A 25,698-nucleotide genomic window follows, 5' to 3' on the forward strand; every position below is an offset into this window, starting at 1 on the left:
TGCGATGTGGCACGGGCACCAGACGCTCGTACCCTTCCCCCGTCACACCCCACGCATGATCCATGTGGAGCCGAGTCATCGGCCAGCGCCGGGCCGTCGGCGTGCTCGAACAGGCGCTCGCGCACGACCGCGTCGCCGGCACGTACCTCTTCCACGGGCCGACCGGCTCGGGGCCGCGGGCGGCGGCGCTCGCCTTCGCCCAGGCCCTCCTCTGTGAGCGCCGAGGCCGGCCGGGCGGGCCCGAGAGTGACGCCTGCGGCACGTGCCTCGCGTGCACCAAGGCCGCACGGCTCATCCACCCCGACCTCCACGTCTACCTCCCGTTCCCGAAGGTCTCGAAGCAGGCTGACAAGGACGACCGGCCGGACGACTACGCCGAGCGCCTCGCCCGGCTGGCCGCCGAGCCCTACGCGCCGGTCGACTACCGCCAGCGGGGCGCGCTCGACGGCGACGGGCCGAGCAACAAGCAGGTCGAGCATCGGAAGCGCCCACTCGACACGCTCCTCCGCCACGAGATGACGTTCGTCCCGGTCGAGGGGCGCCACGTCGTCGGCATCCTCACCGACGCGGACCGGGTGCGGACGGAGGCGGCCAACTCGCTGCTCAAGCTCCTCGAGGAGCCCGGGCCGGATGTCGTCCTGATCTTGACGGCCGAGCGGGTCGAGAACGTCCTCCCGACGATCCTCTCGCGCTGCCAGCGCGTCCGGTTCGACCCGCTGCCGCCGGAGACGATCGAGGAGGCGCTCGTGTCGCGGTCGGGTGTGGCGCCGGGCGAGGCCGGCGTGATCGCGCGGATGGCCGACGGCTCCTACACGCGCGCCCTCGAAGTGTGGGGCAGCGAGTCGGTGCAGGAGCAGCGGGCGCTGGCGCTCGAGTTCGTCCGGAAGGCGTACACGGGCCGGGCCGATCAGGTGGCGCCGGTCGTCGAGCGGGCGGCGAAGCTGGGCCGCGAGTCGATCAAGTCGTGGCTCGACCTCGTCGCGCTGTGGGTCCGGGACCTCGTGCTGGCGCGGGCAGCCGGGCGCGAGGCGGCGCTCGTCAACGTGGACCAGGCCGAGGCCGTCCACAAGTTCGTCGCCGCGTTGCCCGACGCCGACCTCGACGCCATGGCCGTGATCGTCGCCGAGGCGACCGACGCCATCGAGGCCAACGGCAACGCCAGCCTCGTCTTGACGACGCTGTCGTTTGCCCTCCGCGACGCGATGCACGGCCGGTCCGCCGGCCGTCTCCTCGCCCCGCTCGACGTCGCCGCGTGACGGCCCAGCTCCGTCCGCCTCGACGCCGAGGCGGACGCACCGGGGCCGTTAGAGTCGCTGGGGCTTGTGGCCGGCCTCGCGGAGAAGCTCGACGAGGCTCCCGCGGCCGACGAGGTGGCCGGCTCCGACCACCACGAGCGAGACGGTGCCCGGGCGGCCCAGCAGCGAGTCGAGCGCCGGCATCCACGACCGGTTGCGGCGGACGAGCAGGGACTCGTAGACCTCGGGGTGGGCGAGTTCGTCGCTGAGGACGCCCGACAGGCGGCCCTCGTCGCCGGAGGCCCAGGCGTCGAGGAGCAGGCTGAACGCAGCCTCCGCGCCCTCCGCGTTGGCGACGAGGCCCATGAGGTACGCCACCTGGCTCTCGTCCGAGAGGTCGTCGAACGCCGAGATCTGGTCGGTCAGCGTTTCGAGCGCGATCACCTCCTTTCCGTCGAGCCACGCACGCTCGTAGAGGTAGGCGTCGACGCCCTGACCGTAGGCCTCGGCGCTGCCGCGGAGCGTGAGCATCCCGAAGCTCATCCCCCCGAACCACGGCTCGACCTCGTCGAACGTCGGGCCGGGGAGGCCGAACGAGCGGACCGAGGTGTGGAGCGCGTGGCGCTGCTCGTCGTCCAGCAGATCGCCGATGAGGGCCTCGTCGGTGGCCGCCCCGATCAACTCGAAGGCCCGCTCCTCGGCCTCGGCGAGGTCGATCTCGAAGGCGACGACCGACGCGGCGGCGTACACGTCTTCGACGTGGGAGGGGAGGGGGAGCGCGTCGACGGGGAGGACGTGGACCGAGCCTAGGACGTACACCTTGGCCCCCTCGTGGCTGACGAGGTAGAGCGGCGGGCGGCGCGGGTCGTCCTGGGCGGACGCGGGCGCGAGGAGGCCGAGGAGGAGCGCGAGGGGGAGGAGGCGCATGGGGGGCGGGGGACGCCGCAATATGCGGCGCCGCGGGCGGGCGGGATTCACGCGCTCCAACCAACGGCCGGAATGGAGACCGCGTGTGCCGTCCTATCTTCCGTTATGGAGCTCCCGCCCCTCACCCCCGCCGGTCTCCGCGCCCAGACGCTCGGCGCCGACGCCGTCGTGCAGACGCCGTTCGGCGAGCGCCCGCTGGTCTACGCCGACTTCACGGCGAGCGGCCGCCAACTGGCGTTCGTCGAAGACTACCTCCGGTCGCTGGCCCCGCTCTACGCCAACAGCCACACCGAGGACAGCCTCACCGGGCGGGCGGCCACGACGCTCCTGCACGAGGCGGAGCGGGCGATCAAGCGCGCCGTGAACGCTGGGCCAACGGGGAAGGTCGTGTGCTGCGGGGCCGGGTCGACGGCCGCCATCCACAAGCTCCAGGAGATCCTCGGGATCGCGATCCCGCCGGCGACGCTCCGCGACCTCGGGATCCGTCTCACCGACGCGCTCGGGGAGGACGCCGCGGGGAGCCTGATGTACGACCTCCGCGAGCGCGGCCCGGTCGTCTTCGTCGGCCCGTACGAGCACCACTCCAACGAGGTCACGTGGCGCGAGGGGCTCTGCACCGTGGTCGAGGTGGGCCTCGACGAGCGCGGCCAGGTCTGCCTCGACGACCTGGAGCGGCAACTCACCGACCCGCAGTGGGAGGGGCGGACGCTCTACGGCTCCTTCTCGGCCGGCTCGAACGTGACGGGGGTGCTCGCTCCCGTCCACGACATCGCCCGCGTGCTCCACCGCTACGGCGCCCTCGCGTTCTTCGACTACGCCGCGGCCGGCCCGTACATCGAGATCGACATGCGGCCGGAGGGCGACCCGGAGGGCCGGCTCGACGCCGTCTTCCTCTCGCCCCACAAGTTCCTCGGCGGCCCCGGCGCCGCGGGCCTCCTCGTGTTCGACGAGGCCCTCTATCCCGACGGCCTCGCGCCGACGGTCGGCGGCGGGGGCACGGTTGTCTACGTCAACTCGATCCACCACGACTACGTCGACGACGTCGAGGCGCGCGAGACGGCCGGGACGCCGGGCCTCTACCAGACGCTCCGCGCGGCGATCGCGCTGGAGGTCCAGCGGGCAGTGGGGGAGGAAGCCATCCGCGAGCGCGAGCACGCCCACCTCGACCGCGTCCTCGACCGTTGGGGCCGCGACGAGCGGATCGAGATCCTCGGGCCGACCGACCTCGACCGGCTCTCGATCGTCTCGTTCAACGTCCGCGACGGGCTAGGCGGCGTGCTCCACCCACGGTTCGTGACGGTCCTCCTCTGCGACCTGTTCGGCATCCAGAGCCGGGCCGGGTGCTCGTGCGCCGGCCCGTACGGCCACCGGCTGCTCGACATCGGGCCGCAGCGGAGCGCGCGCTACCGCCAGTGCCTCGTCGACGGGATCCACGGGCTGAAGCCCGGCTGGGCCCGCGTCGGCTTCCACTACTCCCACGACGACGCCGAGGTGGAGTACCTGCTCCGCGCCGTCGAGCTCGTGGCCGAGTACGGCGCCCGTTTCCTGGCGCTCTACGACTTCGACGTGGCCTCGGGCGACTGGACGATCCGACGCGAGCGGCCGGCCGCGCCGACGCTCGACCTGGGGGAGCTGGTGGCCGGGGCCGCCTCGGGCGTGGGGCGGACCGCCTCGGGCGAAGAGCGGGAGCGCCTGTACACGGCGGCGCTTCGGCAAGCGGAGGCGTTGGCGCAGAGCCTGCCGCCCCTCGACGTGAGCCGCCGCCTCGCCGACGACCTCGTGGACCTCCAGTTTTTCGCTCTGCCCGCGTGAGCCGTCGTCTGATCGTCGGGGGCGTCGTCCTCGCCCTCGTCGCCGTCGCTGCCCTCGTCTGGTGGCTCCGCCAGCCCGAGCCCATGCCCGAGTTCCAGGGCTCGCGCGCCTATGCGCTCGTCGAGGCCCAGACCGACTTCGGTCCGCGCGTGCCGGGCACGCCGGCGCACGACTCGACCCGCGTCTGGCTCGTCGAGCGTCTCCAGGTCTACGCCGATCAGGTCGTCGAGCAGCAACTCCGCATCCCGGACCCGCGCGACACGACGCGGGCGTTCACGGGCTCCAACATCATCGCGTCGTGGCAGCCCGACCTCCGGCGCCGCATCCTCCTCGCGGCCCACTGGGACACGCGGCCCGTCGCCGACAACGACCCGGACTCGACGAAGCGCCTCCAGCCCGTCCTCGGAGCCAACGACGGCGCCTCCGGCGTCGCGGTGCTCCTCGAGGTCGCGCGGCTCCTGGACCTCCACCCGCTCACGCGGGGCGTCGGCGTCGACGTCGTGTTGTTCGACCTCGAAGACCTCGGCACCATCGACCCCTCGGTGCCGGCGCCGCAGCGAGTCCCGTTCGCGATGGGGTCCGAGATGTTCGTCCTCCACAACCCGACGTACCGGCCCGAGTGGGGGATCCTGCTCGACATGGTCGGTGACACCAACCTCCGAATTCCGAAGGAGGGCTACTCCGTCCGCTACGCGCCCGAGGTCGTGGACCGCGTCTGGGCCGCCGCTCGGCGCGTCGGGGCGACGGCGTTCGTGGACGAGGCAGGCGCGGCGATCCAGGACGACCACGTCCCGTTCCTCCGCAACGGCATCCCGGTCGTCGATCTCATCCATACGCCGTTCCCGGACACGTGGCACACGACGTCGGATACCCCGGCGCGCGTAAGCCCCGAGAGCCTCGAGCAGGTGGGGCGCGTCGTCGTGGCGATGGTCTGGGGGCCGGAATCCGAGTAGCAGGCGGTTACAGCGCGGACTGGCCGAGGCGGGGCGTGAGGTCCGTGAACTCGGTCTCGTCGATGTCGAGGAGTGGCGTCGGCTCCGTGAGGATGACGCCGCCGTCGTCGGACACCTTCATGCGCGAGAGCGTGATCTGTCCGCCAGGCGTGTCGAGGGTGACGGGCTCGACCCATTGGAACCGGCCCTCATTGCCGCTCTCCAAGAGAAACGACCACCCCGTCATCGCGCCCGACACTTCGTCGACCTCGATCCAGTAGCGGTCGCCCGGCGTCAGGCCGACGCCGTCGAACGAGAGCGCGAGCCGGTCCGCGCCGTCGCGCGCCTCGACCGCGCGGCGGACCCCGGGGTCGAGCACCTTGAGGGGCGCCAGCAGCCAGTAGCCGTCGTTGACGAACCGTCCGTTCGCTTCGACCAGCCTCTCGGCCACCTCAGGCCCGACGAGGGCGACGCCGTTCAGCGCCACCTCGCCCTCCGGCGCGTCCTCATCAAACCGGGAGGGCTGGAAGACGGCCACGAATACGCTGTCGCCGCCGCCCGGCCACTCCGACCGGACCCGGTCGCCTTGTTTGTCCCAGACGTGGCGAGTCCGAACGACCTCGGAGGAGTCGCGGACCACGGCCCACTCGAAGGCGATGCCGGGAAGCTCGTTCCATGCCGCGAGCCCGCCGGAGGACTCGGTCACGCGAAAGGCGAGGCTGTCGGCGGCCGTCTCGAGGCGGGGACTCGACGGGTCGGTGCACGCGGCGAGCAGGAGTCCGAGGCTAAGAAAGAAGATGCGCATCGAGGGGTGAGGCCGTTGGGCGGGAAAGAGATCGGAGGAGTGGGCTCGGGTGACCATCGGGACGACGGCCCCAAACGGGCAGGGCTCCATGTGGATGAGTGTGGAGATGTGGGCAACTTAACGGTCCGTTCATCTTGACTCCCCCTGATCTCCACGGTACCATGGGTCACTGCCTTCGGGCAGACGGCCGCACACGCGGCCACGTTCCTTGAGCTAGTGCGTCATACGCTGCACGAGGGCTTCCTCGCGGAATGCCCTGCGCGCACCGGCGTCGGCCTTGCCGACGCAGCGGGCTCGTCGCCCTCCGGCCGCCTTCGGGCGGCCTCCCCAAACGGTCAGTTTTATCGCAGACCCGAGGGGCGACTTGGCGAGCCGGCCGTGCCTCAGATGAAGTGCTCCGGATTTCTCGAGACCCCTGTGAAACGGGTGACCGACCCGGAGGTGGCATCTGATCCGCACCGCGCGCCCCGCCGGGCTTCGGCCTGGCGGGACGGCACCGACCGCTTCGGCGGTGGGCTGCCGTGGGTGAGACGTCGCAACGAGGCTTCGGCCCGACCGCGACGCCCCGATTGTTCCGTACAGGAGGTGTCAGCACGAGCGGCGGGAGCCCGGGGATTCGTCCCCGACGTGACCCGTCGCCCCGTGGTGGCCATTCATGTCGTCGCCAGCCGAGCCCGCGGTTCACCGCGGTCCTCGGACGGTCCACGACGGCCGCCATCGGCCGACGCACACGGGACGCCAGACCGGAGCTACGGCTTGCGGAACGGCGAACCACTCAGAGGAGCCCGAACGGGGGCCCATCTCTTGCGGTGGGCCCCCGTTCACTGTTTCGGGCGCCCGGCGGGTCGGCCTCGGTCGCGCCATCGCCGAGGCGGGCGGAACGCGGGGCCCCGCACGCGGCGTTTAGGACGTCGATGCTCCCCGACCCCGTGCCTCCTCCCGACGACCTCACGCTCCGGCCGCTCGCCCCGGCCCACCTGATCAGCCGAGGGGCGCCCTCCGGAATCAGCCGTCGGTACCGTCGGCTGGCGAACGCGGAGGGGGCGTGATGGAGACCCCAACGACGACGAGTGAGAGCTCCAGAGGTGTCGGGCGCCGCCGCCGGCGGGGGCCCGTGCTCCGTGCCCGTCGAGCGTCGGACGGGAGGTCCGGCCAGCGCGCGCGCGCTGCGGTGCCCAACTTCTTCACGCTGATGAACTTGCTGGCCGGGTTCTTCTCGCTGATCCAGACGGCCGCCGGCAACCTCGAGGCCGCCGCGTGGCTCGTCGTGCTGGCGGCGTTCTTCGACCTGCTCGACGGCCTCATGGCCCGTCTCGTGGGCGTGTCGGGCGAGTTCGGGGTCGAGCTCGACTCTCTCAGTGACGTCGTCTCGTTCGGCGTCGCGCCGAGCTTCTTGCTGTACGTCTTCGGGCTCCACCAACTCGGGTCGATGTGGGGCGGCCTGCTCGCCAGCCTGCCGGCTCTGTTCGGGGCCGTCCGCCTCGCGCGGTTCAACTCGCTCGCTGAGGCCGGCGTGAAGACCACTGAGTTCACGGGCCTCCCGATCCCGGCCCAGGCGGGGACCGTCGTGGTTTTCATTCTCACGTTCATCGAGCGGCCGTGGTTCGACGTGCTCGCGCGGCCCCAGCTCTCGGTCCTCATCACGCTCGTAGTCGGCCTCTCGGCGCTCATGGTGTCGCCGATCTCGTTCCCGGCGCTCCCGCAGCCGAACCCCGCCAACCTCCGGGCCTACCGCTACCGGTTCCTCCTCTTCCTGCTGGCGATGCTGCTCGGCGTGGTGTTCCAGGAGGAAGGCCTGCTGGCGGCGGCCATCATCTACCTCGGGTGGGGCCTGGGGCGGGCGCTCATGTGGGCGATCCGCGTCGCGACGGTCGAGGATCCGGACGCGGAGCCCGTGGAGGAACCGTAGCTTTTGGCCCCGCCCTCCCCCCGCCGATGTACACCGCCCACGTTCGCGTCACGCTCCGCCCGTCCATCCTCGACCCCCAGGGGAAGGCGATTCGCGCCGCCGTCCGCGACCTCGGGATGCCGTCGGTTCAGGACGTCCGGACCGGGAAGTTCTTCGAGATGAAGGTGGAGGCCGAGAGCGCCGAGCTGGCCGAGGCGACCGTCCGCCAGGCGTGCGAGAAGCTCCTCGCCAACCCGGTCACGGAGGACTTCACCATCCTCGCCCTCGTCCCGACGGAGACCGAGGCGGCCTAGGCATGTACCCGGCGGACCCGCTGGCGGCCGAGCCGGCGACCCCCGGGGTCGCCCCGGTCGTCGAGGAAGAGACGGACGTCGCGGTCGAGACCCCGTGGCGTGTGATCCTGTACGATGACGACATCCACACCTTCGAGGAGGTCATCCTCCAGCTCATGAAGGCCATCGGTTGCACGGCCGAGCAGGGCGAGCGCCACGCCTGGACCGTCCACACCCGAGGCAAGGACTGCGTCTACCAGGGCGACTTCTTCGACTGCTTCCGCGTCCAGGGCGTCCTCCGCGAGATCCAACTCGTGACAGAGATCGAGGGGTAGGACTCGCGCCGCTCCCGGGAAGTGGAAACGGGCAGAACGGACCTTACCTCGTTCGGCACGCCCCTGTCACCGCATCAACAGGTAGCTCAGCTTGATGAGGACCGTGTCGTCGGGGAAGGCGCCGAAGGTGTCCCGGAACTGACGGGGTGTCGAGACGCCGAACGGGGACGTCCGCCCCCCGTCGTCGTCGACGAGGACGTCCTCGAACGCCGAGTCGCCGCGGGACTGGGCCCAGACGACGTAGAGCGACGAGCCCGGCCGGTACTCCCACCGGAGGACGGCGTTGAGGTTGAAGTCCGAGAACGCGAAGTCGCGGCGGCGCGGGTACGCATCGAACGGCCGGAGGTCGTCGGGGGCGGCGAGGAGGCGGAAGTCGTCGTAGCGGCCCCGGGCTGAAAACAGCTGACCGTAGAGCTGGAGTGAGAGGTCGGCGCTGAAGAGGAGGTTGGCGCGCGTGGTCAGGCTCGCCGAGCGCGTGTCGCGCGCGCCGAAGATGGGCCGGTAGAACCCGATCGGAGCGCCGTCGTCGCCGAGGACCGGCGGGACGCCGTCGAACAGGGCCGCGCCCGCCTCGGGCGACAGGTCGAGGGGGACGAGCGTCGACGGGTCGAGCTGCCCCGGCAGGTCCGCCTTGGGGCCGACCGCGAGGCCGTCGGCGGTCTCGACGAATCCCTCGTTCGTGACCCACGCCCGGACGTCGGCGCCGGTCTCGAGGTAGCCGCCGAGCGACAGCGTGAGCCGGTCGCTCGCGATCCAGTCGACGCCGACCTCCTGCGAGTGGTTGGTCCCGCCGTCCTCGTAGACCGCGGCGCCGAGGCCGGCGTAGGCCCGGAACTGGCGCCGGCTGTCGGTGCCGAAGTCGACGTTGGCGGCGATCCCGGTCACGTGGGCGACGGGGTCGAGCCCGCGCGTCTCCCGGACGTCGTAGCCGCCGAGACCGAACGCCTGGAGCTGCGCCCCGACCTCTTGGAAGCCGAGGAGCTGCCCGCCGGTCCGCACGGTCCCGCTGAAGCCGCGGTTCGTGCCGTCGGTGTAGCGCCACTCCTGCGTGCCGAAGGCGAACGACTCGAGCCGCCGGAACGGGCCCACGGGCTCGCCGCGGTTCCAGAGGAGGCTGGTGCCGCCCCGGAGCGAGACGAGGTCGGCCTGGCGGAAGCGGCCGACGTCGTTGAGGTCGAACCGGTCGGAGTAGACGCGGGCGCCGAAGCCGGGCTTGACGTAGCCCTGGACCTTGTCGAGGCCGAGGTAGACGGCGTAGCCGAGGTCGGCGTTGACGTCGTCGGCGTCGCGGGCCGTCGTGGCGGCCGTGCCCTCGAAGAGCCAGTCGCGCGACTCGAACAGGCGGAAGCCCCAGTCGGCCGCGAGGGCCGCGCTGCGGGGCGCCTGCGACTCGTCCCACGACGAGAAGGCCGTGGCGCCGAGCCCGACGAAGCTCTGCCGCGGGAGCTCCTGCTTGAGCCGCGCGGCGGCGTAGGCCCGCGACGGGTCGAGGTCGAACCCGGTGGCGGCGCCGAGGGCGCCGAACGAGAGGCCGCCGTCGGTCCGCCCCGTCAGCTTGGCCGCGCCGATGATGGGCCCGGAGCCGCCGATCCGCCGGGTGTAGAGGAGCGCGCCGTCGCCGGACGCGTAGTCGAGGTCGAAGATCTGGGTGCCCTCCAGGAAGAACGGCCGTCGCTCCGAAAAGAACTGCTCGAACGTCGTGAGGTTGAGCTGGGCTGGGTCGGCCTCGACCTGCCCGAAGTCCGGGTTGACCGTTACGTCGAGGACGACGTTCGAGGCGAGGCCCACCTTGAGGTCGGCGCCGATCTCGGAGCCGATGTCGACCTGGGCCGTGCCGGGAGCCTCGGCCTCCGACCGGTTCGTCCTCGCCAGGGAGTACGGGAGGGCCTGGAGGATCCGCTTCGGATCGACGTCCGCGACATTCTCGAGCCGGCCGAAGTCCTCCAGGAAGTTGGCCTCGCGCTCGCGGGTCAGCGGCACCCAGAACGTCTGCTCCTCCAGCCGGCGGACCATCCGGACGAAGTTGACCCCCCATGTGGGCTCGGAGCCCGTAAACCGGAGCTGCGAGTAGGGGATCGACAGCTCGGCCGTCCAGCCCTCTGGCGTCACGCGCGTCTCCGAGGCCCAGACGGCGTCCCACGACGCGTCCTCGTTCTGCCCCGTGTTGACGGCGTCGAACTGGACGTTCGAGGCCGTGACGGCGAACTCGTAGGCCGAGCGCCCGTCGCCGTAAGCGTCGATGGCGACGAGGAAGAAGTCGCCCTGGGGGTTGTCGCGGCGGCTGAGCGTCGTCCGGATCCCAGCGGGATTGTCGTCGTGCATCACCGCCCCGACGTAGAGCGCGTCGGGGCCGCGGAGGATCCGGACCTCCGTCCGCTGGGTGGCGGCCGCGCCCTCGTCGGGGCGGAACTGGGTGAACCCGTCGGCGACCTCGGCCGTGGCCCAGGAGGGCTCGTCGAGCACGCCGTCGACGGCGACGGCGTCGGCGGTGCCGGCCCGGAGGGAGGGCGGGGCGAGGGCGAGGAGGGCGGCGAGAACGGTGGCGAGGGCCATAGCTTGGGGGCGAACGCACGACGCGGACGGGGCGCCCGGCCGGCGAGTTGCACTGGCCGAGACCCATGACCGATACGTTCCGAACGCTGGCCGCCGCCGCCCGTGCAGAGCCCCCCAAAACGAAGGGCTCCCGGTTCATCGGCGCGGCGTTCCCGGCGGCCACGGCGGCGGAGGCCCTCGCGCACGTCGAGACCGTCCGCCAGCAGGAGCACGCGGCACGCCACCACGGGTGGGCCTACCGTCTCGGGCCGGACGCCCCGGCGCCCCGCTCCTCCGACGACGGTGAGCCCTCGGGCTCGACCGGCCCGCCGATCCTCCGCGAGATCGAGGGCCGCGGCCTGTTCCACGCGGTCGTCGTGGTCACGCGCTACTACGGCGGGACGAAGCTGGGCGTCGGCGGGCTGGCCCGGGCCTACGCCGAGGCGGCCGGCCTCGCGCTCGACGCCGCCCGCCTCCGGACGGTTACGATCCGCGTCCCCGTCCGCCTCGGGTTCGCCTTCGACGACACCGCGCCGGCCATGCGCCTGCTCGACCGGTTCGACGCCGAGGTGGCCGACCAGACGTACTCACCCGACGGAACCGAGTTGGTCCTCCGCGTTCGCCGTTCGGAGGCGGACGCGCTCAAGGCCGCCTTCGTCGAGGCGACCGCCGGCCGAGGAGAGGTCCGCGACCCCTAGAGGCCGTCGCTCTCGACGACCCGGACGGGCACGATCAGCCGCTGCGGCACGAACCGTGTCGTGCTCACCGTCACCGACCCGTCGCCCAGACCGGTGGGGAAGATCGAGAGGAGCGAGCCGCCGGAGATGGACGCCGACACGGGCCCCGACGTCCCGAGCACGACGTACTCCGTCCCCGAGACCGGCCGGAAGAGGGGGGCCACGTCGAGATCGATGCGCCCGTCGCGGGCGACGACCGCGCGCTCGGGCGACGGGAGCGGCCCGGGGTCCTCGACGTCGAACTGGAAGGTGGCCGCGCCCTCCGCCGAGCCGCCGAGCAGGGCCTGCACAGTGACGGTCCCCAAGCCGACGGCGATCGGGGTGACCACGAGGGCGTCGGGGAACTGGACGTCGGCCGTGACGCTGCCGCCTTCGCTCTCGACGCGGAACGACAACGACGACTCCCTCTCGATGCCGAGCTCGCTGGCGAGGTCGAGCGTCGTCCGCTCGAAGGGCGGGATCGTGTAGACCTGCGTCGGGCTCACGACGTCGAGGCCCCCGAACAGATCGCAGGACGAGAGCCCGAGGGCGAGAACGAGGACGGCGAGCGAGCGGAGACCGGACATGGGGTGATCGATTCGAGGGGCCACAGATTACGGACTGCCAGAACGGGGGAGGGGGCCGAACGGCGTCACCCGGGAGGAGGAGATGGACGCCTCGCACACCGTGCGTACCCTTCCAGCCCCTCCGTCCGAACGCATGGACCGCCGCCGCTTCGTCTCCGCCGCTGCCCTCGGGGCGGGCGCCACCCTCGCCGGGTGCGGCCCCGGTCCTGGGCATGGCCGCCGCGAGACGGGCGCCGCCGCCGGCGGCCCGGCCATCGTCACCCGCCCGCGCGTCCGCTGGCGGCTCGCGTCGAGCTTCCCGCGCTCAACGGAGATCCTGTACCGCGCCGCGGAGCACCTCGCCCAGCGCGTCGCGGCGCTCACCGACGGCCGGTTCGAGATCGAGCCGAACGAAGGCGGCGCGCTCGTTCCGCCGCTCCAGGTGCTCGACGCCGTCCAGGCCGGCTCGGTCCCCATCGGCCACACGGCCGGCTACTACTACCTCGGCAAGACGGCCGCGCTAACGTTCGACACGGCCGTCCCGTTCGGCATGCAGGCCCGCCAGCACGACGCGTGGATGCGGCACGGCGGCGGCCGCGAGCTCACGCAGCGGACGCTCGACGCGTTCGGCGTCGTCGGCCTGCTCGGCGGCAACACGGGCACGCAGATGGGCGGCTGGTTCCGTCGCCCCGTCCGCTCTCTTTCCGACCTCCGCGCGCTCACCATGCGGATCCCCGGCCTCGGCGGGCGGGCCATGGAGCAGCTCGGTGTCATCGCGCAGACGTTGCCGGGCGGCGAGATCTATGGGGCCCTCGAACGGGGTGCCATCGACGCGACAGAGTGGGTCGGGCCCTACGACGACGAGAAGATGGGCTTCTACCGCGTCGTGAAGACGTACCACTACCCGGGCTGGTGGGAGCCGTCGGCCGGGCTCTCGTTCTACGTCAACCGGTCCGAGTGGGACCGGCTGCCGCCGAGCTATCGGGAGGCCCTGCAGACGGCCTCGGGCGAGGTCAACGCGATCATGCTCAGCGAGTACGACGCGCTCAACGCGCCGGCGCTGGCGTCGCTCCTCGACCGCGGCGTGGAGGCCGTCCCGTTTCCGCCCGACGTGATGGCCGCCGCCGCCCAAGCCTCGCGCGCCCTCATGGACAACGCCGCCGACGACGCACACTCCCGCGAGCTGCTGCAGAGCTACCGCGACTTCCAGGCCGCGACCGACCGCTGGTTCAACCTCGCCGAGCGGACGATGGCGCAGGCCTACGGGTCGGGGGGACGCGGGCCGCGCGTTGCCTGAGCCCCCCGCCGCGCGCCCGAGGCGGCCGGCCTCGGGCGCGTCCCGAGCCGAGTCGGCCGTCAGTCTCCCGAGAACGCCAGCACGAGCTCCGGGAATGTGATCACGAGCGCGAGCGCGATGAGCTGGAGCGCGACGAATGGGAGGGCCCCACGGTAGATCTGGCCCGTCGACAGCTCGGGCGGCGCGACGCCGCGGAGGTAGAACAGCGAGAACCCGAACGGCGGCGTGAGGAACGACGTCTGGAGGTTCATCCCGAGGACCACGCCGAACCACACGAGGTCGATGCCGAGCGCCGCCGCGGCCGGCGCGAGCAGCGGGACCACGATGAAGGCGATCTCGAAGAAGTCGATGAAGAACCCCAGCGCGAACACGAGCACGTTCGCGACGACGAGCAGGCCCACGCGCCCGCCCGGCAGCCCGACGAGGGCCTCCTCGATCCAGACGTCGCCGTAGAGCCCGCGGAAGACGAGCGCGAACGCGGTCGACCCGATCAGGAGGACGACGACCATCGTCGTCAGCGAGGCTGTCGACCGGGCGGCGTCCCAGATCATCGGCCGGGAGAGGCGTCGGTTGATCGCGGTGAGCCCGAGCGCGCCGACGGCCCCGAGGGCGCCCGCCTCGGTCGGCGTGGCGACCCCCGCGAAGATGCTCCCGAGGACGACGAGGATCAGGACGAGCGGGGGCAGGAGCGCCGTCGCCACGCGCCGCGCGAGCGCCCAGCCCGGCTCGGACCGCTCCTCGGGTGGCAGGGCGGGCGCCGCCTCGGGGTTCCGCCACGCCACGAACGCCGCGTAGCCGGCGAACAGGACCGCCAGCATCAGCCCGGGGACGAGCGCGCCCGCGAAGAGAGAGCCGACGCTGACGCCGAGCTGGTCGCCGAGCACGATGAGCACGATCGACGGCGGCACGATCTGCCCGAGCGTGCCTGAGGCGGCCACGGTCCCGGCCGCGAATGACGGCCGGTAGCCGTGGCGGAGCATGACCGGAAGCGCGATCGCCCCCATCGCCACGACACTCGCGCCGACCACGCCCGTCGCCGCCGCGAGCAGCGCGCCGACCACCACGACGGCTAGCGCCAGCCCGCCCCGCACGCGGCCGAAGAGGGCGCCGACGGTCGTCAGGAGATCCTCCGCCAGCCGGCTCTTCTCGAGCACGACGCCCATGAAGATGAAGTACGGGACCGCCAGCAGCACCGGGTTCTGCATGATCCCGAAGACCCGATCTGCGAGCGCGAGCAAAAAGGGCGGGTCGAAGTAGCCGGTCGCCAGCCCGAGGAGCGCGAACAGCACCGACGCCCCGCCGATGGCGAACGCGACGGGGTAGCCCGAGAAGACGAGGGCGAGCACGACGCCGACCATGATCGGCCCGAGCCAGTCGGCGAGGTGGCTGAGGAGCGCGTCCACCTAGGCGTCGGGCGGGCGGAGCGCGGCCGCGGCCTTGACGGCCTGCGCGACGCCCTGGAGCGCGAGGAGCCCCACGCCGAGCGGGACGAGCAGCTTGACGGGCCACCGCGGCAGCCCTCCCGCGTCGAGGGCGCCCTCGCGGATCGCGACCGACTCCATGACGCCTGGCCACGACGCCCACAGGAGGAGGCCGCAGAAGGGGAGGAGCAGGCCCAGCGTCCCGATCAAGTCGACGAGCGCGCGGCGTCGCGGCGACAGCCGGGCGTAGAGCACGTCGACGCGGACGTGGGCGTCCTCGGCCAGTGCCCACGCGGCGCCGAGCAAGAACACTGCGCTGAATACCATCCACTGGACGTCGCCGATGGCGTTCAGAGCGGGCGTGATCCCGAGAAGCGGGGCGACGTACCGAAGCAGCGCCCCCAGCGCGCCGGCCGCGACCATGACGACCACGAGGCGGGCCGAGACCCACCCGACGGCGGCGCTCAGTCGATCGGCCCAGAGGAGGAGGCGATTCCGCATCCCCCGAACCTACCGCACGGCGCGGTCTCCTCCGCCTCGGCGCCGAGGCGGAGCGACCCGGCTAGAGGCCCGCCTCGGCCATCATCGTTCGCATCGCGCCGACGGCCAGCCCGTCGACGTGCTCGTTGAGCGGGACGCCCGCGTGGCCCTTCACCTTGACCCACTCGATCGCGTGCCGCTGCTCCTGCGCGATCAGCCGCTCCCAGAGGTCGCGGTTGAGGACAGGCGACTTGTCGGACTTTTTCCAGCCCCGCTTGATCCACCCGTCCATCCAGCGGTCCTTGAACGCGTTGATGAGGTAGGCGCTGTCCGAGTGGAGCCGGACGTGGCACGGTTCGCGGAGCGCCTCGAGGGCCTCGGCGGCGGCCGTCAGCTCCATCCGGTTGTTGGTGGTCTCCGGCTCGGCCCCTTTCAGGTCGCGCGTGACCTCGTCGGGCGGCGTGCCGTAGATCAGCGTCGCGCCCCAACCTCCCGGCCCGGGGTTGCCGGAGCACGCGCCGTCGGTGTAGATGGTGACGGTCTTGAGGGAGGCGGGATCGGACATGCCGGATGGAGGGGCGGAGAGCAGAAGCTAGCGGGGGCCTCACGGTCGCCTCGTGCAAGTCGGGCTAAGCTTCCGCGGCCGGGGACTGCTCCCGGATCCATCCACTCCCTCCATCCCCGATCCCCCGATGAAGTTCGTCGACTACGTCACCATCACCGTGCGGAGCGGGAAGGGCGGGGCGGGGAGCGTCCACTTCCGGCGCGAGAAGTTCGAGCCCAAGGGCGGGCCCGACGGCGGCGACGGCGGCCCGGGCGGGTCGGTGATCGTCCAGGGCGACCCGTCGCTCTACACGCTCCTCGACCTCCGCTACAACCGCCACCACTTTGCCGATAGCGGCGAGCCGGGCGGCGGATCCGGCAAGTCGGGCAAGGCCGGCGACGACATCGTGCTCCGCGTGCCGCTGGGGTCCGTCGTGAAGGACGCCGAGACGGGCGAGGTGCTGGGCGACGTGGTGAACGAGGGCGACCGCGTGGTGCTGGCGCAGGGCGGCCGTGGCGGCCTCGGCAACACGCACTTCAAGAGCTCGACGAACCAGGCGCCCCGTTACGCCCAGCCCGGCGAGCCGGGCGAGGAGCGGGACGTGATCCTCGAGCTCAAGCTGCTCGCCGACGTCGGCCTCGTCGGCTTCCCGAATGCGGGCAAGAGCACGCTCGTCAGCTCCCTCTCGGCGGCGAAGCCCAAGATCGCCGACTACCCGTTCACGACGCTCGAGCCGAACCTCGGGATGGTCTACCTCGGCGACTGGCGCTCGTTCGTTGTGGCCGACATCCCCGGCCTCATCGAGGGCGCCTCGGAGGGTCGCGGGCTCGGCCACCAGTTCCTCAAGCACGTCGAGCGCAACGCCGTCCTCCTGTTCTGCGTCGCCGCCGACTCCGAGGAGCCGGGCGCCCGGTATCAGACGCTCCTCGATGAGCTGGAGGCATTCAGCCCGCACCTCATGGCGAAGCCGCGGCTCGTGGCGCTGACGAAGATGGACATCGTCGGGCCGGACCTCGCGGCGGAGTGGGTCGAGCAGGCGCGTGCCACGTTCCCGGACGGCGTCGAGGTGATCCCGGTCTCGGCCGTCGCGCGCACGGGCCTCGACCGGCTCAAGGAGCGGCTGTGGACGTTCGTCGAGCAGGAGCGCGCCGAGGCCGAGTAGCGCCGCCTCGGCGCCGAGGCGGGGAGGGTCAGCGTGGCTCGGCGACGAGGATCAGCGACAGCGGGTGGCCGGTGTCGGGGTCCGTCGGCTCCACGACCTCGGTGAGCCCGAGTCCCGCCGTGCCGAGTGCTCGGACCCACGAGCCTAGGGTCCGGAAGTACCACGGCATCGGTTCGAAGCCCTCGGCCATCGACGCGAACGACTCCTGCCGCCACCCGTCGGCGTAGGGCGGGTCGACGGCGATGGGATGGACGGTCTGGACGATCACGCGCCCCCCGGCGTCGAGCCGGGACGCGGCGGCGCGAAGGGTCCCGGCGACCGACTCGTCGAGGAGCGCGAAGTTGAACACGGCCGCGTCGTACGGTCCGCCGAGGCGGGCGGGGTCGGCTTCGGCGGCCCCGTAGGAAACCACGTCGAACGAGCCCCCGCCCTCGCGGGCCGACTCGATCAGACCGGCGCTTCCGTCGACTCCATGGACTGTCGCGCCGAGCGCCGCGAGCGCCCGGCTCAGCCAGCCCTCGCCGCAGCCGACGTCGAGGACGCGCCCGCCGGGCGGCAGGCCCTTCAGCGTGGCCTCGACGACGGCCGCGTCGGTCCCGGCCCGGCGGCTCGGGATCGCGCCATCACGGACGACCCGGGTCCAGGCATCCGCGTTGGCGTCCCACGACTGGCAGAGACGGATGTGCAGGGCGTCGCTCATGCCTCGGACGGTGGCGTCGCCCGTCACCATTGGCAGGACAAGGGATCCTGAGCGCTGAGGGTTCGTGCCGCCGAGGCTACTCGAGGTCGACCTTCTCGTTCTCGCCGATGTCACGGGCCGGCTTGCCCGTGATCTTGGACTTGACGAACCCGAGGGCGTAGACGACCGGGCTCGACGGGGAGTCCCAGTACTCGGCCCGCTCGACCTGGACCTTCAGGAGTCGGAGGTGCGGGTCGTCGAGGCCCTTCGGGAACCACGCCTCAAGCGGCTTCGACCACATCTCCTCGGCCTTCGCCTTGTCCTTGACGATGAGCGCGGTGCCGGCCATCGTCACGTAATCCTGGCGACCGGGGTGGGCGAAGGTCACGCCGACCTTCCGGTTCCGCTCGACGTGCTCGACCTTCTCGGAGTCGTCGCGAGTAAAAAACCAGAGGTCGCCGCCGAACGCGACTTCCTGGACGGCCATCGGCCGGGACCACGGCTTCCCGTCGGTGTCGACGGTCGTGAGCATGCAGATCCGGATGTCGTCGATGAGGTCGGCGAGTTTCTCGATGCGCTCTTGGCGCTCTTCGGGGGAGACGGCAGACATGGGAGAGGGGGGAGGTAGAGGGGAGGCGTCAAACGTGCGGGGTCGGCCGGAGTTCGGTCGGGGCGTGGTAGTCTCTGGTTCCATTCTCTGCGTTCCCATGTCTCGTGTTGGCCTGGCCCTCGCTCTCCTCGTCGTCGGCTGTGCCGGGCCGCCGGCTGTGGGGGGCAGGGGGGGCGGCGACGCGCTCATCGACCTGTGGGCGGCGGTCGACGAGGGAGTTCCGACGGTCGGCGGTGGCGTCGACACCTGCCTCGAACGCTTCGGGACGTACAACCCGGACTTCGGCGTCCGCGGCCTGGCGTGCGCCGCGTCGCCCGTTCTCCCGCTCGCCCAGGTCGTCGAGCGGGCCCCGGTGACCCCATTCCGCAGCGGCCCGCACACGGTCACGGCCGACGTCGTCGCGTTCGATTTCGAGTCGACGGCGGAGCCACGGTTCGGTCGCTACGACCCGGCATTCGTCCGGTGGGCCGTCGCCCACGCGGTTCCGGAGGGCGCGTCCCGGACGCTGGCGCAGCCCGTCTACGACCACCACGTCCGGCAGATCGCCCGGATGTACTGGCTGGCGCACCGCGACCTGGTCGAACAGGGCTACCCCGCGTCGCTGCCTGCCGGCCCGCTCGCCGACTACGCGGCGTACCTCCGCGGCGCCCCGCCGTCTGCGGCCGCGTCGGTGCCGGCCTACGGACCGGGGTTCTCCGTGACCGCGTTCAACGACGAGAGCCGGGCGCTTCTGTCCGAGCTCGGCCTCCCACTCGCCAACGAGTACACGGCGATCTACGAGGGCAACGCGGCCTACGCCTTTTGGATGCGCCGCGAAGTCGACGGCACGCGCGGGCTGTGGCACGGCGGCCTCCGCGACCTCCTCGCGGCCTTCGACGCCGACTGGCTCGCCGCGAACGGCTGACCGCCCCCGCCCGCCTCGACGCCGTCGCCGAGGTGGGCGGAGACGGAACCGCCCCGCCGACGACGAGCGCCAGCGGGGCGGAGGAGCCGGTGACCGGAGACCTAGGCGTTGATGGCCTGCCCGTAGGCGTCCTTGAACGCCTCCATGACCGCCTCCGAGAGGGTCGGGTGCGGGTGCATGGCCTCCATGACCTCGTGGGCCGTCGTCTCGAGCGCGCGCGCCGTGACGACCTCGGCGATCATCTCGGTCGCGTCGTGGCCGATGATGTGGGCGCCGAGGACCTCCCCGTACTTCGCGTCGACGACGACCTTGACGAACCCGCGGTTGTCGCCGATCGCTGTGGCCTTGCCGTTGGCTGAGAACGGGAACTTGCCCGTCAGGACCTCGAAGCCGGCCTCTTTCGCCTTCGCCTCGGTGTAGCCGACCGACCCGATCTGCGGGAGGCAGTACGTGCAGCCTGGGACGTTGAGGTAGTCGACGGCGTGCGGGGCCTTGTCGAGTTTGCCCTCCTGGTGTGCGATGTTCTCGACGCAGACGATCCCCTCGTGGCTCGCCACGTGGGCCAGCCACGGCCCGCCGATCACGTCGCCGATGGCGTAGAGGCCCTCGACGTTCGTCCGGTACATCGCGTCCACCTTGATCGCGTTCCGCTCATGCTCGACGCCCACCTCGTCGAGGCCGAAGCCCTCGACGTTGCCGACGACGCCGACGGCCGAGAGGACCTGGTCGACCTCGACCGTCTGGTCGCCCTTGGACGTCTGGATCGTCACGACGCATTTGGCGCCCGACGTGTCGACGTTCGTGACCTGGGCGCCGGTCATGACCGAGATGCCCATCTTCTTGTAGGCCCGCTCGAGCTCCTTCGAGACGTCGGCGTCCTCGACCGGGACGAGGCGGTCCTGGAGCTCGACCACGGTCACCTCGGTGCCCATGTGGTGGTACACGTACGCGAACTCGACGCCGATGGCGCCGGCGCCGACGACGAGGAGCGAGCCGGGCTTCTCCGTCTGGAGCATGGCCTGCCGGTAGTCGATGATCTTCGTGCCGTCGACCGGCAGCGTCGGGATCTCGCGGGCGCGGGCGCCGGTCGCGATCACGATGTGCGTGGCCTCGATCTCCTCGCTCTGGCCGACGGTCTCGCCGTCCATCGTCTCCGACGGCTCGATCCGCACCTTGCCCCCGCCCAGGAGCGTCGCCGTGCCCATGTGGACGTCGATCTTGTTCTTCTTCATGAGGAACTGGACGCCCTTGTTCATTTTGTCGGCCACGCCGCGCGAGCGCTGGACGACCGCCGCGAAGTCGGGTCGCACGGCCGACCCGTCGCCCGTGAAGCCGTAGTCCGAGATGTGGGCCAGCTGCGACGCGATCTCCGCCGACTTGAGGAGGGCCTTGGTCGGGATGCACCCGATGTTGAGGCAGACGCCGCCGAGCTTGTTCTTCTCGACGATCGCCGTCTTGAGCCCGAGCTGGGAGGCCCGGATGGCGGCCTCGTAGCCGCCGGGTCCGGAGCCAATCACGAGGACGTCGTAGGGTGCGTTCGCCATGGTCAGAGGGGAGTAGAGGGGGGAGGGGAGAATACCCTGGCCTGCCGCACGGGGTCTCCCGGAGGCGTTGAAGAGGGGGTGAGTCAGGAGCGGGGGGCCGGGGATGGGTTCCTCCGTTCGGCGGAGGGCCTCCAGCCGCCTCGTCCCACCTCGGCGCCGAGGCGGGCCCCCGGACTCACCCGCCGGCCGGCTCCCCAGCGATGGACCACTCGTCTACGATCGCGACGATGACGACGTTGGCGGGCGTCGGGAGGCCCTCGGTCCGGTCCGCGTCGAGGAGCGTGGCGATGACGGCGCCCTCCTTGGCCACGAGCACGACGTCGTCGAGGCCGGCGTCGAGGCCGGGGTCGAGGGCCACGTCCTCGGTCGCCCCCAGAGGCTCGCCGTCGAGTCCGATCTTGCGGACCACGAGCAGGCGCTTCCCCGTCAGCGGCGACAGCTTCTGGGTTGCGACGACGGTTCCGGTGACTCGGGCGAGGTACATGAGGGCGAAGGGAGCCGGTCGAACTGCGGCTTTTCAGTATTTTATGACGGCGGCGCCCACCACACTTGCGTCGCGCACATACCTACCACCTTTCCCCCCCACCCGGATGTACAGCACCCAGGGCATCGAGGCGATCGCCACGGTCACCGAGCTCCGCTCCAAGACGTCGGCCCTTATCGAGCAGGCCAAAGGCCTGAAGACCGGCATCATGATCCAGAAGAACAACGAGCCTGAGGCCGTCCTCATCTCGTACGACCTCTATCAGAAGATGCATAAGGTGTACAACACCAAGAAGTAGAGCGGGTCACCGGTCGCCCACCAGCCGCTTGAGCTCCCCGACCCGTCGCACGGTCGCCTCGCGGTCGAGCGAGCGGAACCGCTCCGGGAGCATCGAGCGGCTGGTGCATTCCATGACGGCCACGAGGGTCTGAAGCTCCACCTGGAGCGGGTAGGAGGGGGGCACGAAGTCGTCGACGACCGCCTGGAGGGTCTCGCGGTCGATCCGGGCTCCGTCGGAGTGGTCTTCGGCCGCCTCCGGCGGGGCCGGCGCCTCCGTCGCGACGCCGTCCCCGGAGGGGGCGGCCTCGGCCGGCGCGGGCTCCTCGTCGAACGCGTGCGTGGCGGCGCGGAACTTGGCCCGGGTCAGAAGCGCCTCCATGTCCGCGCCCGAGTAGGTCCGCTCGCCATCGAGTAGCGCGTCGGGGACGTCCGACATGTCGACCTCGACGCCCGTCTTCCGCATCATCACGCGGAGGAGCTCCTCGCGGTCCTCCCTGGTTGAGGGGTAGAACAGGCCGAGGTGCTCCTCGGCGCGGCCCTGCCGCTTGAGGTCGACCGGCATGAGGTCGGGCCGGGCGGTCACGAGGAACCAGATGATCTTGCCGCGGAAGCGCGTGTCGGACATGGCCTGCGCGATCTGGCCGAACACGCGGCTGGAGACGCCGCTGTCGCCCTGCGCGTTGCGGTCGCCGAGCGCGGCGTCGGCCTCGTCGATCATGACGGCGACGGGGTTCATGGCCCGGAGAAGGGTCAGGATCTTCTCGAGGTTGCCCTCGGTCACGCCCTGCCACTGCGAGCGGAAGTTCTTGAGCTTGACCATCGGGATGCCGATCTCGCCCGCGAACGTCGTCACGAGGAACGTCTTCCCGGTCCCGACCGGGCCGCTCACGAGGTAGCCCATCGGCATGACGTCGGGGCGGCCGGCCTTGATGGCCTCGGCGGCGCCGCGGAGGTGCTGCTTCGCCTCGGCGTGACCCGCGACCATGTCGAGCGTGTAGTCGGTCTCGACGAACTCGAGGAGCCCGTAGGCCTCGGCCTCGATGAGCTCCTTCTTCTTCTCGCTGAGCGACTCGAAGGTGAGCGGGCGCTCGTTCTCGAGGACGTCGGCGAGGATCGTCCGGAGCTGGACGTACCCCAGCCCGGCCGTGTTCTGGGCGAGCGTGAGGTCCTCGACGGACGACAACTTCTTGAACCGGGCGCGGCCGTCGCGCTGCTGGCCGAGGAACCACGCCACGAACCCCTGGCGCTCGTCCATCTCCGGGAATGTGATCTCGAGCTCGGCGTTGTACGGGCTCTGGATGAACGCCCGCGAGAGGTCGTTGAGGTTCTCCGCGATGAGGGCCAGCGTGAAGTCGGCCCGGAGCAGGAGCGGGTCGTGCGCCCACTTCTGGAGCGTCACGAGCGCGGCCCGGTCCTCCGACGAGTAGCTCGCGGCCTCCGACATCGGGATCACCGTCTCGGCGTAGTCGACGACGCAGGCGATCCGCTTGCCGTCGGCGAGGCGCAGGCGGAAGTAGTTGTCAAGGAGCGCGAAGACGCGCGCCGGGTCCTTCGGGAGCTTCTTGGCATACTCCGTGCCGAAGATGGTGTCGTAGCCCGAGAGCGCCCGGTTGAAGTCCTTCCGGCTCTCCGGGTCCTCGAAGTGGATCCCGTCGGAGCGGTCGTAGAACACGACGACGTCGCGGCCGGCGAAGAGGTCCTCGGCCAGGAACTCGCGGAGCGGGACGTAGGCCCGCTGGCCGCGCTCGTCCAGCGTCGGGACGAGGTCGCGGACGTTCCCGTGCAGGATGAACTGGTTGAGCGTCTTGGTGAAGTAGCGGCGGGCGAGCTCGCGGGCCCACGAGGGGTAGTGGGCGAGCGGGTCGGCGGCGGTCGTGTCGGGCATCGACGGGAGGGGTTCGGCTCAGGCGGGGAAGGTACCGAGGCGGGACGCGCCGACCGCCCCCGAGGTTGCCGGCCTCGACGGGACGTTGGCCGATCCTCGGGGCGCGTCTTTCGCAAGCGGAGCTACACTTCGTGGAACCGGTCGGCGCCCGTCCGCCGTCCTAGCCGCTCCTCACCCGCCCGCACATGTTCGACTGGATCGCCTCGCCCGAAGCATGGGTTGCCCTCGGCACCCTGACCGCGCTGGAGGTCGTTCTCGGGATCGACAACGTCGTCTTCATCTCCATCCTCGCCGGGCGCCTCCCGGAGAGCCAGCAGGCCAAGGCCCGGACCATCGGGCTCGGGCTGGCCATGTTCGGCAGGATCGCGTTGCTCCTCGCCATCGGCTGGGTGATGGGGCTGACGGCGGAGCTGTTCCATCTTCCGTTCGGGGGCGAGGAGATGGCCGAGGTCACCGGACGCGACCTCATCCTCCTCCTTGGCGGGGCGTTCCTGATCTATAAGAGCACCCACGAGATCCACAACAAGCTAGAGGGCGAGGGGGACCACCACGCGTCGGGGGGCAAGGCGGCCACGTTCGGCAGCGTCATCTTCCAGATCCTCATCCTCGACCTCGTCTTCTCGCTCGATTCCGTCATCACGGCCGTCGGCATGGCCGACGAGATCGGGGTCATGATCGTGGCCGTGGTCGTCGCGATCGCGATCATGATGGCCTCGGCTCGGGCCATCTCTGAGTTCATCCAGAAGCATCCCACGGTGAAGATGCTCGCGCTCTCGTTCCTGCTCATGGTCGGGTTCGTCCTCGTGGCCGAGGGCTTCGGGCGCGAGATCCCGAAGGGCTACATCTACGGGGCCATGGCGTTCTCGCTGCTCGTCGAGTTCCTCAACCTCCGGGCGGCCAAGACCAAGCAGACGCCTCCGGTCAAGCTCCGAGGCCCCGGCCCCGGCGTCGGGCCGGGGATCCCGTCGCCCGAGTTCCCGAACGCATGAGCCCCGCCGATCCCAACGAGCCGTCGGCGGTGCCCGCGCGTGACCCCGACCGACCTGGGCGCGGCTGGACGTCTGCACTCACCGTCCCCCCCATGCGCGTCCTCGCGCTCCTGGCCCTCGCCGTCGCCGTCGCGGTGGGGTGCCGCGCCCAGACCCCCGAGCCGTCCCGCGAGGCGGACGCGGTCGCTGTGCCGCGGTCGCTGGCGCCCCAGGACGCCCGCGCGGGCTCGCTCGAGACGGAGGCGGGCCGGCTCGCGATCCGCGGGTTCTCGCAGGACGACGCTGTGGCCTACGAGGACGGGCCGGCGTCGGCCGACGGGACGGGCCGCTACTTCATGGGCCGCGAGATCGCGCGCGTGATGAGCCACCGCGGCGCGGCGTGGCTCGAACGGCCCGACCGCGAGCGCGAGGAGCGCCCGGCCGTCCTCATCCGCGCCCTCGACCTCAAGCCCGACGACGTCGTGGCCGACCTCGGCGCTGGCACGGGCTACTTCACCTTCCGGCTGGCCCCCCTGGTGCCCGATGGCCGCGTCTACGCCGTCGACATCCAGCCCGAGATGCTCCGCATCATCGAGGAGCGCGCGACGACGGAGGGGTTCGACAACGTGGCGCCCGTGCTCGGGTCGGTGACCAGCCCGGGCCTCCGCCCGCAGTCGACCGACCTCACGCTCATCGTCGACGCGTACCACGAGTTCTCGAATCCGAGCGAGATGCTGGCCTCCATCTTCGAGGCCACGCGGCCGGGCGGCCGACTCGTGCTCGTGGAGTACCGGGCCGAGGACCCCGACGTCCCGATCCGCCGGCTCCACAAGATGACTGAGGCGCAGGCGCGGCGCGAGGTCGAGGCCGCCGGGTTCGTGTTCGTCGAGAACCGCGACGACCTCCCTCAGCAGCACCTCCTGGTCTTCCGGCGCCCGGCGGAGTAGCTCAGGCCACGCCGTTGCGGGTGTGCCCCCGGGCGGCCTCCCCCGCCTCAGGGGCGTCGGCGGCGGGGCCCGAGACCTGGCCGCTGGCGACGAGGGCTCGCCATTTCGCGGCGTCGGCGGCGTCGCCGTAGGCCCGTTCGAGCGCCTCGAGCCGGGCGTCGAGGTCGAGCACGTGGCGCGCGTCCAGTTCGTCGGCCTCGGGGAGTCGGGGCATGGGAGCGGGGCGCCGGCCCCGACGGAGCAGCGCGCCGCCGTTGACGATCGTCGTCACGAGCGTGAGGGCCAGCGCCATCCCCATCGGGTCGACGTGCTGGGCCGTCAGGCCGACGACGGCCATCAGCAGCGTGACGAGGTTGAGGGCGAGGAGGCCGACGTCGGACTTCGACATGGGGGCGGGGGGGTACGAAAAGCGGGCGGGGGCCCGCTACGGAGCCCCCGCCCGAAAGGTGCGGG

Annotated in this window: 26 protein-coding genes; 13 read left to right on the top strand and 13 right to left on the bottom strand. The window is 71.5% G+C overall.

What is annotated here, in order from left to right; translation table 11 throughout:
* The first annotated feature begins 62 nt into the window (after window positions 1–62).
* The gene (locus BSZ37_RS11620) at window positions 63–1,256 is read left to right on the top strand and encodes a DNA polymerase III subunit (protein ID WP_095510708.1); all 1,194 of its coding nucleotides are present in this window, start codon (window positions 63–65) and stop codon (window positions 1,254–1,256) included.
* A gap of 48 nt (window positions 1,257–1,304) precedes the next feature.
* On the opposite strand, the gene BSZ37_RS11625 is transcribed toward BSZ37_RS11620, so the two are convergent.
* Window positions 1,305–2,162 carry a TraB/GumN family protein gene (locus BSZ37_RS11625; protein WP_095510709.1) on the bottom strand — a complete coding sequence of 286 codons (858 nt, stop codon included), beginning with the start codon at window positions 2,160–2,162 and terminating at the stop codon, window positions 1,305–1,307.
* A 105-nt stretch (window positions 2,163–2,267) separates the two neighbouring features.
* On the opposite strand from BSZ37_RS11625, the gene BSZ37_RS11630 reads away from it, so the two are divergent.
* Both BSZ37_RS11630 and BSZ37_RS11635 read left to right on the top strand, forming a co-directional pair.
* Window positions 2,268–3,974 carry an aminotransferase class V-fold PLP-dependent enzyme gene (locus tag BSZ37_RS11630; protein WP_179299594.1) on the top strand — a complete coding sequence of 569 codons (1,707 nt, stop codon included), beginning with the start codon at window positions 2,268–2,270 and terminating at the stop codon, window positions 3,972–3,974.
* Window positions 3,971–4,927 (top strand): M28 family peptidase, encoded by a 957-nt coding sequence (locus BSZ37_RS11635; protein ID WP_095510711.1) that lies wholly within the window; start codon window positions 3,971–3,973, stop codon window positions 4,925–4,927. The genes BSZ37_RS11630 and BSZ37_RS11635 overlap by 4 nt, the downstream gene beginning before the upstream one ends.
* A gap of 7 nt (window positions 4,928–4,934) precedes the next feature.
* Here the strand turns inward: BSZ37_RS11635 and BSZ37_RS11640 are convergent, their stop codons facing one another.
* Window positions 4,935–5,711, bottom strand: a complete 777-nt coding sequence (locus tag BSZ37_RS11640; RefSeq protein WP_095510712.1) for a hypothetical protein — start codon at window positions 5,709–5,711, stop codon at window positions 4,935–4,937.
* A 1,171-nt stretch (window positions 5,712–6,882) separates the two neighbouring features.
* On the opposite strand from BSZ37_RS11640, the gene pssA reads away from it, so the two are divergent.
* From pssA to BSZ37_RS11655, 3 genes are read left to right on the top strand one after another with little or no spacing between them, the layout of a single operon-like run.
* Entirely contained in the window at window positions 6,883–7,620 is a 738-nt protein-coding gene (gene pssA, locus BSZ37_RS11645; RefSeq protein WP_218830485.1) for a CDP-diacylglycerol--serine O-phosphatidyltransferase, read from the top strand.
* Window positions 7,621–7,646: 26 nt separating this feature from the next.
* Complete coding sequence (gene purS, locus BSZ37_RS11650) at window positions 7,647–7,913, top strand: phosphoribosylformylglycinamidine synthase subunit PurS (RefSeq protein ID WP_095510714.1); 267 nt, start codon at window positions 7,647–7,649, stop codon at window positions 7,911–7,913.
* A 2-nt stretch (window positions 7,914–7,915) separates the two neighbouring features.
* Window positions 7,916–8,227 (top strand): ATP-dependent Clp protease adaptor ClpS, encoded by a 312-nt coding sequence (locus tag BSZ37_RS11655; protein WP_095510715.1) that lies wholly within the window; start codon window positions 7,916–7,918, stop codon window positions 8,225–8,227.
* A 66-nt stretch (window positions 8,228–8,293) separates the two neighbouring features.
* On the opposite strand, the gene BSZ37_RS11660 is transcribed toward BSZ37_RS11655, so the two are convergent.
* Window positions 8,294–10,780, bottom strand: a complete 2,487-nt coding sequence (locus BSZ37_RS11660; protein WP_095510716.1) for a DUF5916 domain-containing protein — start codon at window positions 10,778–10,780, stop codon at window positions 8,294–8,296.
* 65 nt (window positions 10,781–10,845) lie between these two features.
* On the opposite strand from BSZ37_RS11660, the gene BSZ37_RS11665 reads away from it, so the two are divergent.
* Window positions 10,846–11,457 carry an IMPACT family protein gene (locus BSZ37_RS11665; protein WP_095510717.1) on the top strand — a complete coding sequence of 204 codons (612 nt, stop codon included), beginning with the start codon at window positions 10,846–10,848 and terminating at the stop codon, window positions 11,455–11,457.
* Here BSZ37_RS11665 and BSZ37_RS11670 read toward each other — a convergent pair.
* Window positions 11,454–12,062 (bottom strand): hypothetical protein, encoded by a 609-nt coding sequence (locus BSZ37_RS11670; protein WP_095510718.1) that lies wholly within the window; start codon window positions 12,060–12,062, stop codon window positions 11,454–11,456. The two genes, BSZ37_RS11665 and BSZ37_RS11670, sit on opposite strands and share 4 nt — an antisense overlap.
* A gap of 133 nt (window positions 12,063–12,195) precedes the next feature.
* Here BSZ37_RS11670 and BSZ37_RS11675 point away from each other — a divergent pair, with 133 nt between their 5' ends.
* Entirely contained in the window at window positions 12,196–13,338 is a 1,143-nt protein-coding gene (locus tag BSZ37_RS11675) for a TRAP transporter substrate-binding protein (RefSeq protein WP_095510719.1), read from the top strand.
* Window positions 13,339–13,397: 59 nt separating this feature from the next.
* On the opposite strand, the gene BSZ37_RS11680 is transcribed toward BSZ37_RS11675, so the two are convergent.
* The 3 genes from BSZ37_RS11680 to rnhA all read right to left on the bottom strand — a co-directional run bounded on the left by BSZ37_RS11680 (window position 13,398) and on the right by rnhA (window position 15,804).
* Window positions 13,398–14,696, bottom strand: a complete 1,299-nt coding sequence (locus BSZ37_RS11680) for a TRAP transporter large permease (protein ID WP_095512378.1) — start codon at window positions 14,694–14,696, stop codon at window positions 13,398–13,400.
* Window positions 14,697–14,741: 45 nt separating this feature from the next.
* Complete coding sequence (locus BSZ37_RS11685) at window positions 14,742–15,260, bottom strand: TRAP transporter small permease subunit (RefSeq protein ID WP_095510720.1); 519 nt, start codon at window positions 15,258–15,260, stop codon at window positions 14,742–14,744.
* A gap of 61 nt (window positions 15,261–15,321) precedes the next feature.
* The gene (gene rnhA / locus BSZ37_RS11690) at window positions 15,322–15,804 is read right to left on the bottom strand and encodes a ribonuclease HI (RefSeq protein WP_095510721.1); all 483 of its coding nucleotides are present in this window, start codon (window positions 15,802–15,804) and stop codon (window positions 15,322–15,324) included.
* Window positions 15,805–15,931: 127 nt separating this feature from the next.
* On the opposite strand from rnhA, the gene obgE reads away from it, so the two are divergent.
* Window positions 15,932–16,945 (top strand): GTPase ObgE, encoded by a 1,014-nt coding sequence (gene obgE, locus BSZ37_RS11695; RefSeq protein ID WP_095510722.1) that lies wholly within the window; start codon window positions 15,932–15,934, stop codon window positions 16,943–16,945.
* Window positions 16,946–16,973: 28 nt separating this feature from the next.
* Here the strand turns inward: obgE and BSZ37_RS11700 are convergent, their stop codons facing one another.
* Both BSZ37_RS11700 and BSZ37_RS11705 read right to left on the bottom strand, forming a co-directional pair.
* Complete coding sequence (locus tag BSZ37_RS11700; RefSeq protein ID WP_095512379.1) at window positions 16,974–17,645, bottom strand: class I SAM-dependent methyltransferase; 672 nt, start codon at window positions 17,643–17,645, stop codon at window positions 16,974–16,976.
* Between the two features lie 76 nt (window positions 17,646–17,721).
* A complete protein-coding gene (locus tag BSZ37_RS11705) occupies window positions 17,722–18,234 on the bottom strand; it encodes a pyridoxamine 5'-phosphate oxidase family protein (RefSeq protein ID WP_095510723.1) in 513 nt (170 codons plus the stop codon).
* A gap of 97 nt (window positions 18,235–18,331) precedes the next feature.
* Here BSZ37_RS11705 and BSZ37_RS11710 point away from each other — a divergent pair, with 97 nt between their 5' ends.
* Window positions 18,332–19,138, top strand: a complete 807-nt coding sequence (locus BSZ37_RS11710) for a hypothetical protein (protein WP_143537638.1) — start codon at window positions 18,332–18,334, stop codon at window positions 19,136–19,138.
* A gap of 101 nt (window positions 19,139–19,239) precedes the next feature.
* On the opposite strand, the gene lpdA is transcribed toward BSZ37_RS11710, so the two are convergent.
* Window positions 19,240–20,682, bottom strand: a complete 1,443-nt coding sequence (gene lpdA, locus BSZ37_RS11715) for a dihydrolipoyl dehydrogenase (RefSeq protein WP_095510725.1) — start codon at window positions 20,680–20,682, stop codon at window positions 19,240–19,242.
* Window positions 20,683–20,857: 175 nt separating this feature from the next.
* On the bottom strand, window positions 20,858–21,166 hold the full coding sequence (locus BSZ37_RS11720; RefSeq protein ID WP_095510726.1) for a EutN/CcmL family microcompartment protein: 309 nt from the start codon (window positions 21,164–21,166) through the stop codon (window positions 20,858–20,860).
* Window positions 21,167–21,272: 106 nt separating this feature from the next.
* Here BSZ37_RS11720 and BSZ37_RS11725 point away from each other — a divergent pair, with 106 nt between their 5' ends.
* Window positions 21,273–21,464, top strand: coding sequence for a type II toxin-antitoxin system Phd/YefM family antitoxin (locus BSZ37_RS11725; protein WP_095510727.1), 192 nt, complete (start codon window positions 21,273–21,275; stop codon window positions 21,462–21,464).
* A gap of 6 nt (window positions 21,465–21,470) precedes the next feature.
* Here the strand turns inward: BSZ37_RS11725 and BSZ37_RS11730 are convergent, their stop codons facing one another.
* Complete coding sequence (locus tag BSZ37_RS11730; protein WP_095510728.1) at window positions 21,471–23,330, bottom strand: ATP-binding protein; 1,860 nt, start codon at window positions 23,328–23,330, stop codon at window positions 21,471–21,473.
* 185 nt (window positions 23,331–23,515) lie between these two features.
* Between BSZ37_RS11730 and BSZ37_RS11735 the strand changes: the two genes are divergently transcribed.
* A complete protein-coding gene (locus BSZ37_RS11735) occupies window positions 23,516–24,319 on the top strand; it encodes a TerC family protein (protein ID WP_095510729.1) in 804 nt (267 codons plus the stop codon).
* Window positions 24,316–25,245: a class I SAM-dependent methyltransferase gene (locus BSZ37_RS11740; RefSeq protein WP_218830487.1), complete on the top strand. Its 930-nt coding sequence runs from the start codon at window positions 24,316–24,318 to the stop codon at window positions 25,243–25,245. Before BSZ37_RS11735 ends, BSZ37_RS11740 begins: the two co-directional genes overlap by 4 nt.
* A 1-nt stretch (window position 25,246) precedes the next feature.
* On the opposite strand, the gene BSZ37_RS11745 is transcribed toward BSZ37_RS11740, so the two are convergent.
* A complete protein-coding gene (locus BSZ37_RS11745; protein WP_095510730.1) occupies window positions 25,247–25,633 on the bottom strand; it encodes a hypothetical protein in 387 nt (128 codons plus the stop codon).
* Window positions 25,634–25,698 lie beyond the last annotated feature (65 nt).

Origin of the sequence: Rubrivirga marina (assembly GCF_002283365.1) — a bacterium.
GTDB classification, from domain to species: domain Bacteria; phylum Bacteroidota; class Rhodothermia; order Rhodothermales; family Rubricoccaceae; genus Rubrivirga; species Rubrivirga marina.

What these genes read in the sequence shown, in the direction of transcription:
- BSZ37_RS11670 (WP_095510718.1), bottom strand. Translation starts at nt 12,062, where the DNA reads ATGTCCGGTCTCCGCTCGCTCGCCGTCCTCGTTCTCGCCCTCGGGCTC.
- BSZ37_RS11630 (WP_179299594.1), top strand. Translation starts at nt 2,268, where the DNA reads ATGGAGCTCCCGCCCCTCACCCCCGCCGGTCTCCGCGCCCAGACGCTC.
- BSZ37_RS11655 (WP_095510715.1), top strand. Translation starts at nt 7,916, where the DNA reads ATGTACCCGGCGGACCCGCTGGCGGCCGAGCCGGCGACCCCCGGGGTC.
- purS (WP_095510714.1), top strand. Translation starts at nt 7,647, where the DNA reads ATGTACACCGCCCACGTTCGCGTCACGCTCCGCCCGTCCATCCTCGAC.
- lpdA (WP_095510725.1), bottom strand. Translation starts at nt 20,682, where the DNA reads ATGGCGAACGCACCCTACGACGTCCTCGTGATTGGCTCCGGACCCGGC.
- obgE (WP_095510722.1), top strand. Translation starts at nt 15,932, where the DNA reads ATGAAGTTCGTCGACTACGTCACCATCACCGTGCGGAGCGGGAAGGGC.
- BSZ37_RS11680 (WP_095512378.1), bottom strand. Translation starts at nt 14,696, where the DNA reads ATGGTCGGCGTCGTGCTCGCCCTCGTCTTCTCGGGCTACCCCGTCGCG.
- BSZ37_RS11675 (WP_095510719.1), top strand. Translation starts at nt 12,196, where the DNA reads ATGGACCGCCGCCGCTTCGTCTCCGCCGCTGCCCTCGGGGCGGGCGCC.
- BSZ37_RS11660 (WP_095510716.1), bottom strand. Translation starts at nt 10,780, where the DNA reads ATGGCCCTCGCCACCGTTCTCGCCGCCCTCCTCGCCCTCGCCCCGCCC.
- BSZ37_RS11700 (WP_095512379.1), bottom strand. Translation starts at nt 17,645, where the DNA reads ATGAGCGACGCCCTGCACATCCGTCTCTGCCAGTCGTGGGACGCCAAC.
- BSZ37_RS11640 (WP_095510712.1), bottom strand. Translation starts at nt 5,711, where the DNA reads ATGCGCATCTTCTTTCTTAGCCTCGGACTCCTGCTCGCCGCGTGCACC.
- BSZ37_RS11710 (WP_143537638.1), top strand. Translation starts at nt 18,332, where the DNA reads ATGTCTCGTGTTGGCCTGGCCCTCGCTCTCCTCGTCGTCGGCTGTGCC.
- BSZ37_RS11665 (WP_095510717.1), top strand. Translation starts at nt 10,846, where the DNA reads ATGACCGATACGTTCCGAACGCTGGCCGCCGCCGCCCGTGCAGAGCCC.
- rnhA (WP_095510721.1), bottom strand. Translation starts at nt 15,804, where the DNA reads ATGTCCGATCCCGCCTCCCTCAAGACCGTCACCATCTACACCGACGGC.
- BSZ37_RS11705 (WP_095510723.1), bottom strand. Translation starts at nt 18,234, where the DNA reads ATGTCTGCCGTCTCCCCCGAAGAGCGCCAAGAGCGCATCGAGAAACTC.
- BSZ37_RS11735 (WP_095510729.1), top strand. Translation starts at nt 23,516, where the DNA reads ATGTTCGACTGGATCGCCTCGCCCGAAGCATGGGTTGCCCTCGGCACC.
- BSZ37_RS11730 (WP_095510728.1), bottom strand. Translation starts at nt 23,330, where the DNA reads ATGCCCGACACGACCGCCGCCGACCCGCTCGCCCACTACCCCTCGTGG.
- BSZ37_RS11720 (WP_095510726.1), bottom strand. Translation starts at nt 21,166, where the DNA reads ATGTACCTCGCCCGAGTCACCGGAACCGTCGTCGCAACCCAGAAGCTG.
- BSZ37_RS11745 (WP_095510730.1), bottom strand. Translation starts at nt 25,633, where the DNA reads ATGTCGAAGTCCGACGTCGGCCTCCTCGCCCTCAACCTCGTCACGCTG.
- BSZ37_RS11685 (WP_095510720.1), bottom strand. Translation starts at nt 15,260, where the DNA reads ATGCGGAATCGCCTCCTCCTCTGGGCCGATCGACTGAGCGCCGCCGTC.
- BSZ37_RS11625 (WP_095510709.1), bottom strand. Translation starts at nt 2,162, where the DNA reads ATGCGCCTCCTCCCCCTCGCGCTCCTCCTCGGCCTCCTCGCGCCCGCG.
- BSZ37_RS11620 (WP_095510708.1), top strand. Translation starts at nt 63, where the DNA reads ATGTGGAGCCGAGTCATCGGCCAGCGCCGGGCCGTCGGCGTGCTCGAA.
- BSZ37_RS11725 (WP_095510727.1), top strand. Translation starts at nt 21,273, where the DNA reads ATGTACAGCACCCAGGGCATCGAGGCGATCGCCACGGTCACCGAGCTC.
- BSZ37_RS11740 (WP_218830487.1), top strand. Translation starts at nt 24,316, where the DNA reads ATGAGCCCCGCCGATCCCAACGAGCCGTCGGCGGTGCCCGCGCGTGAC.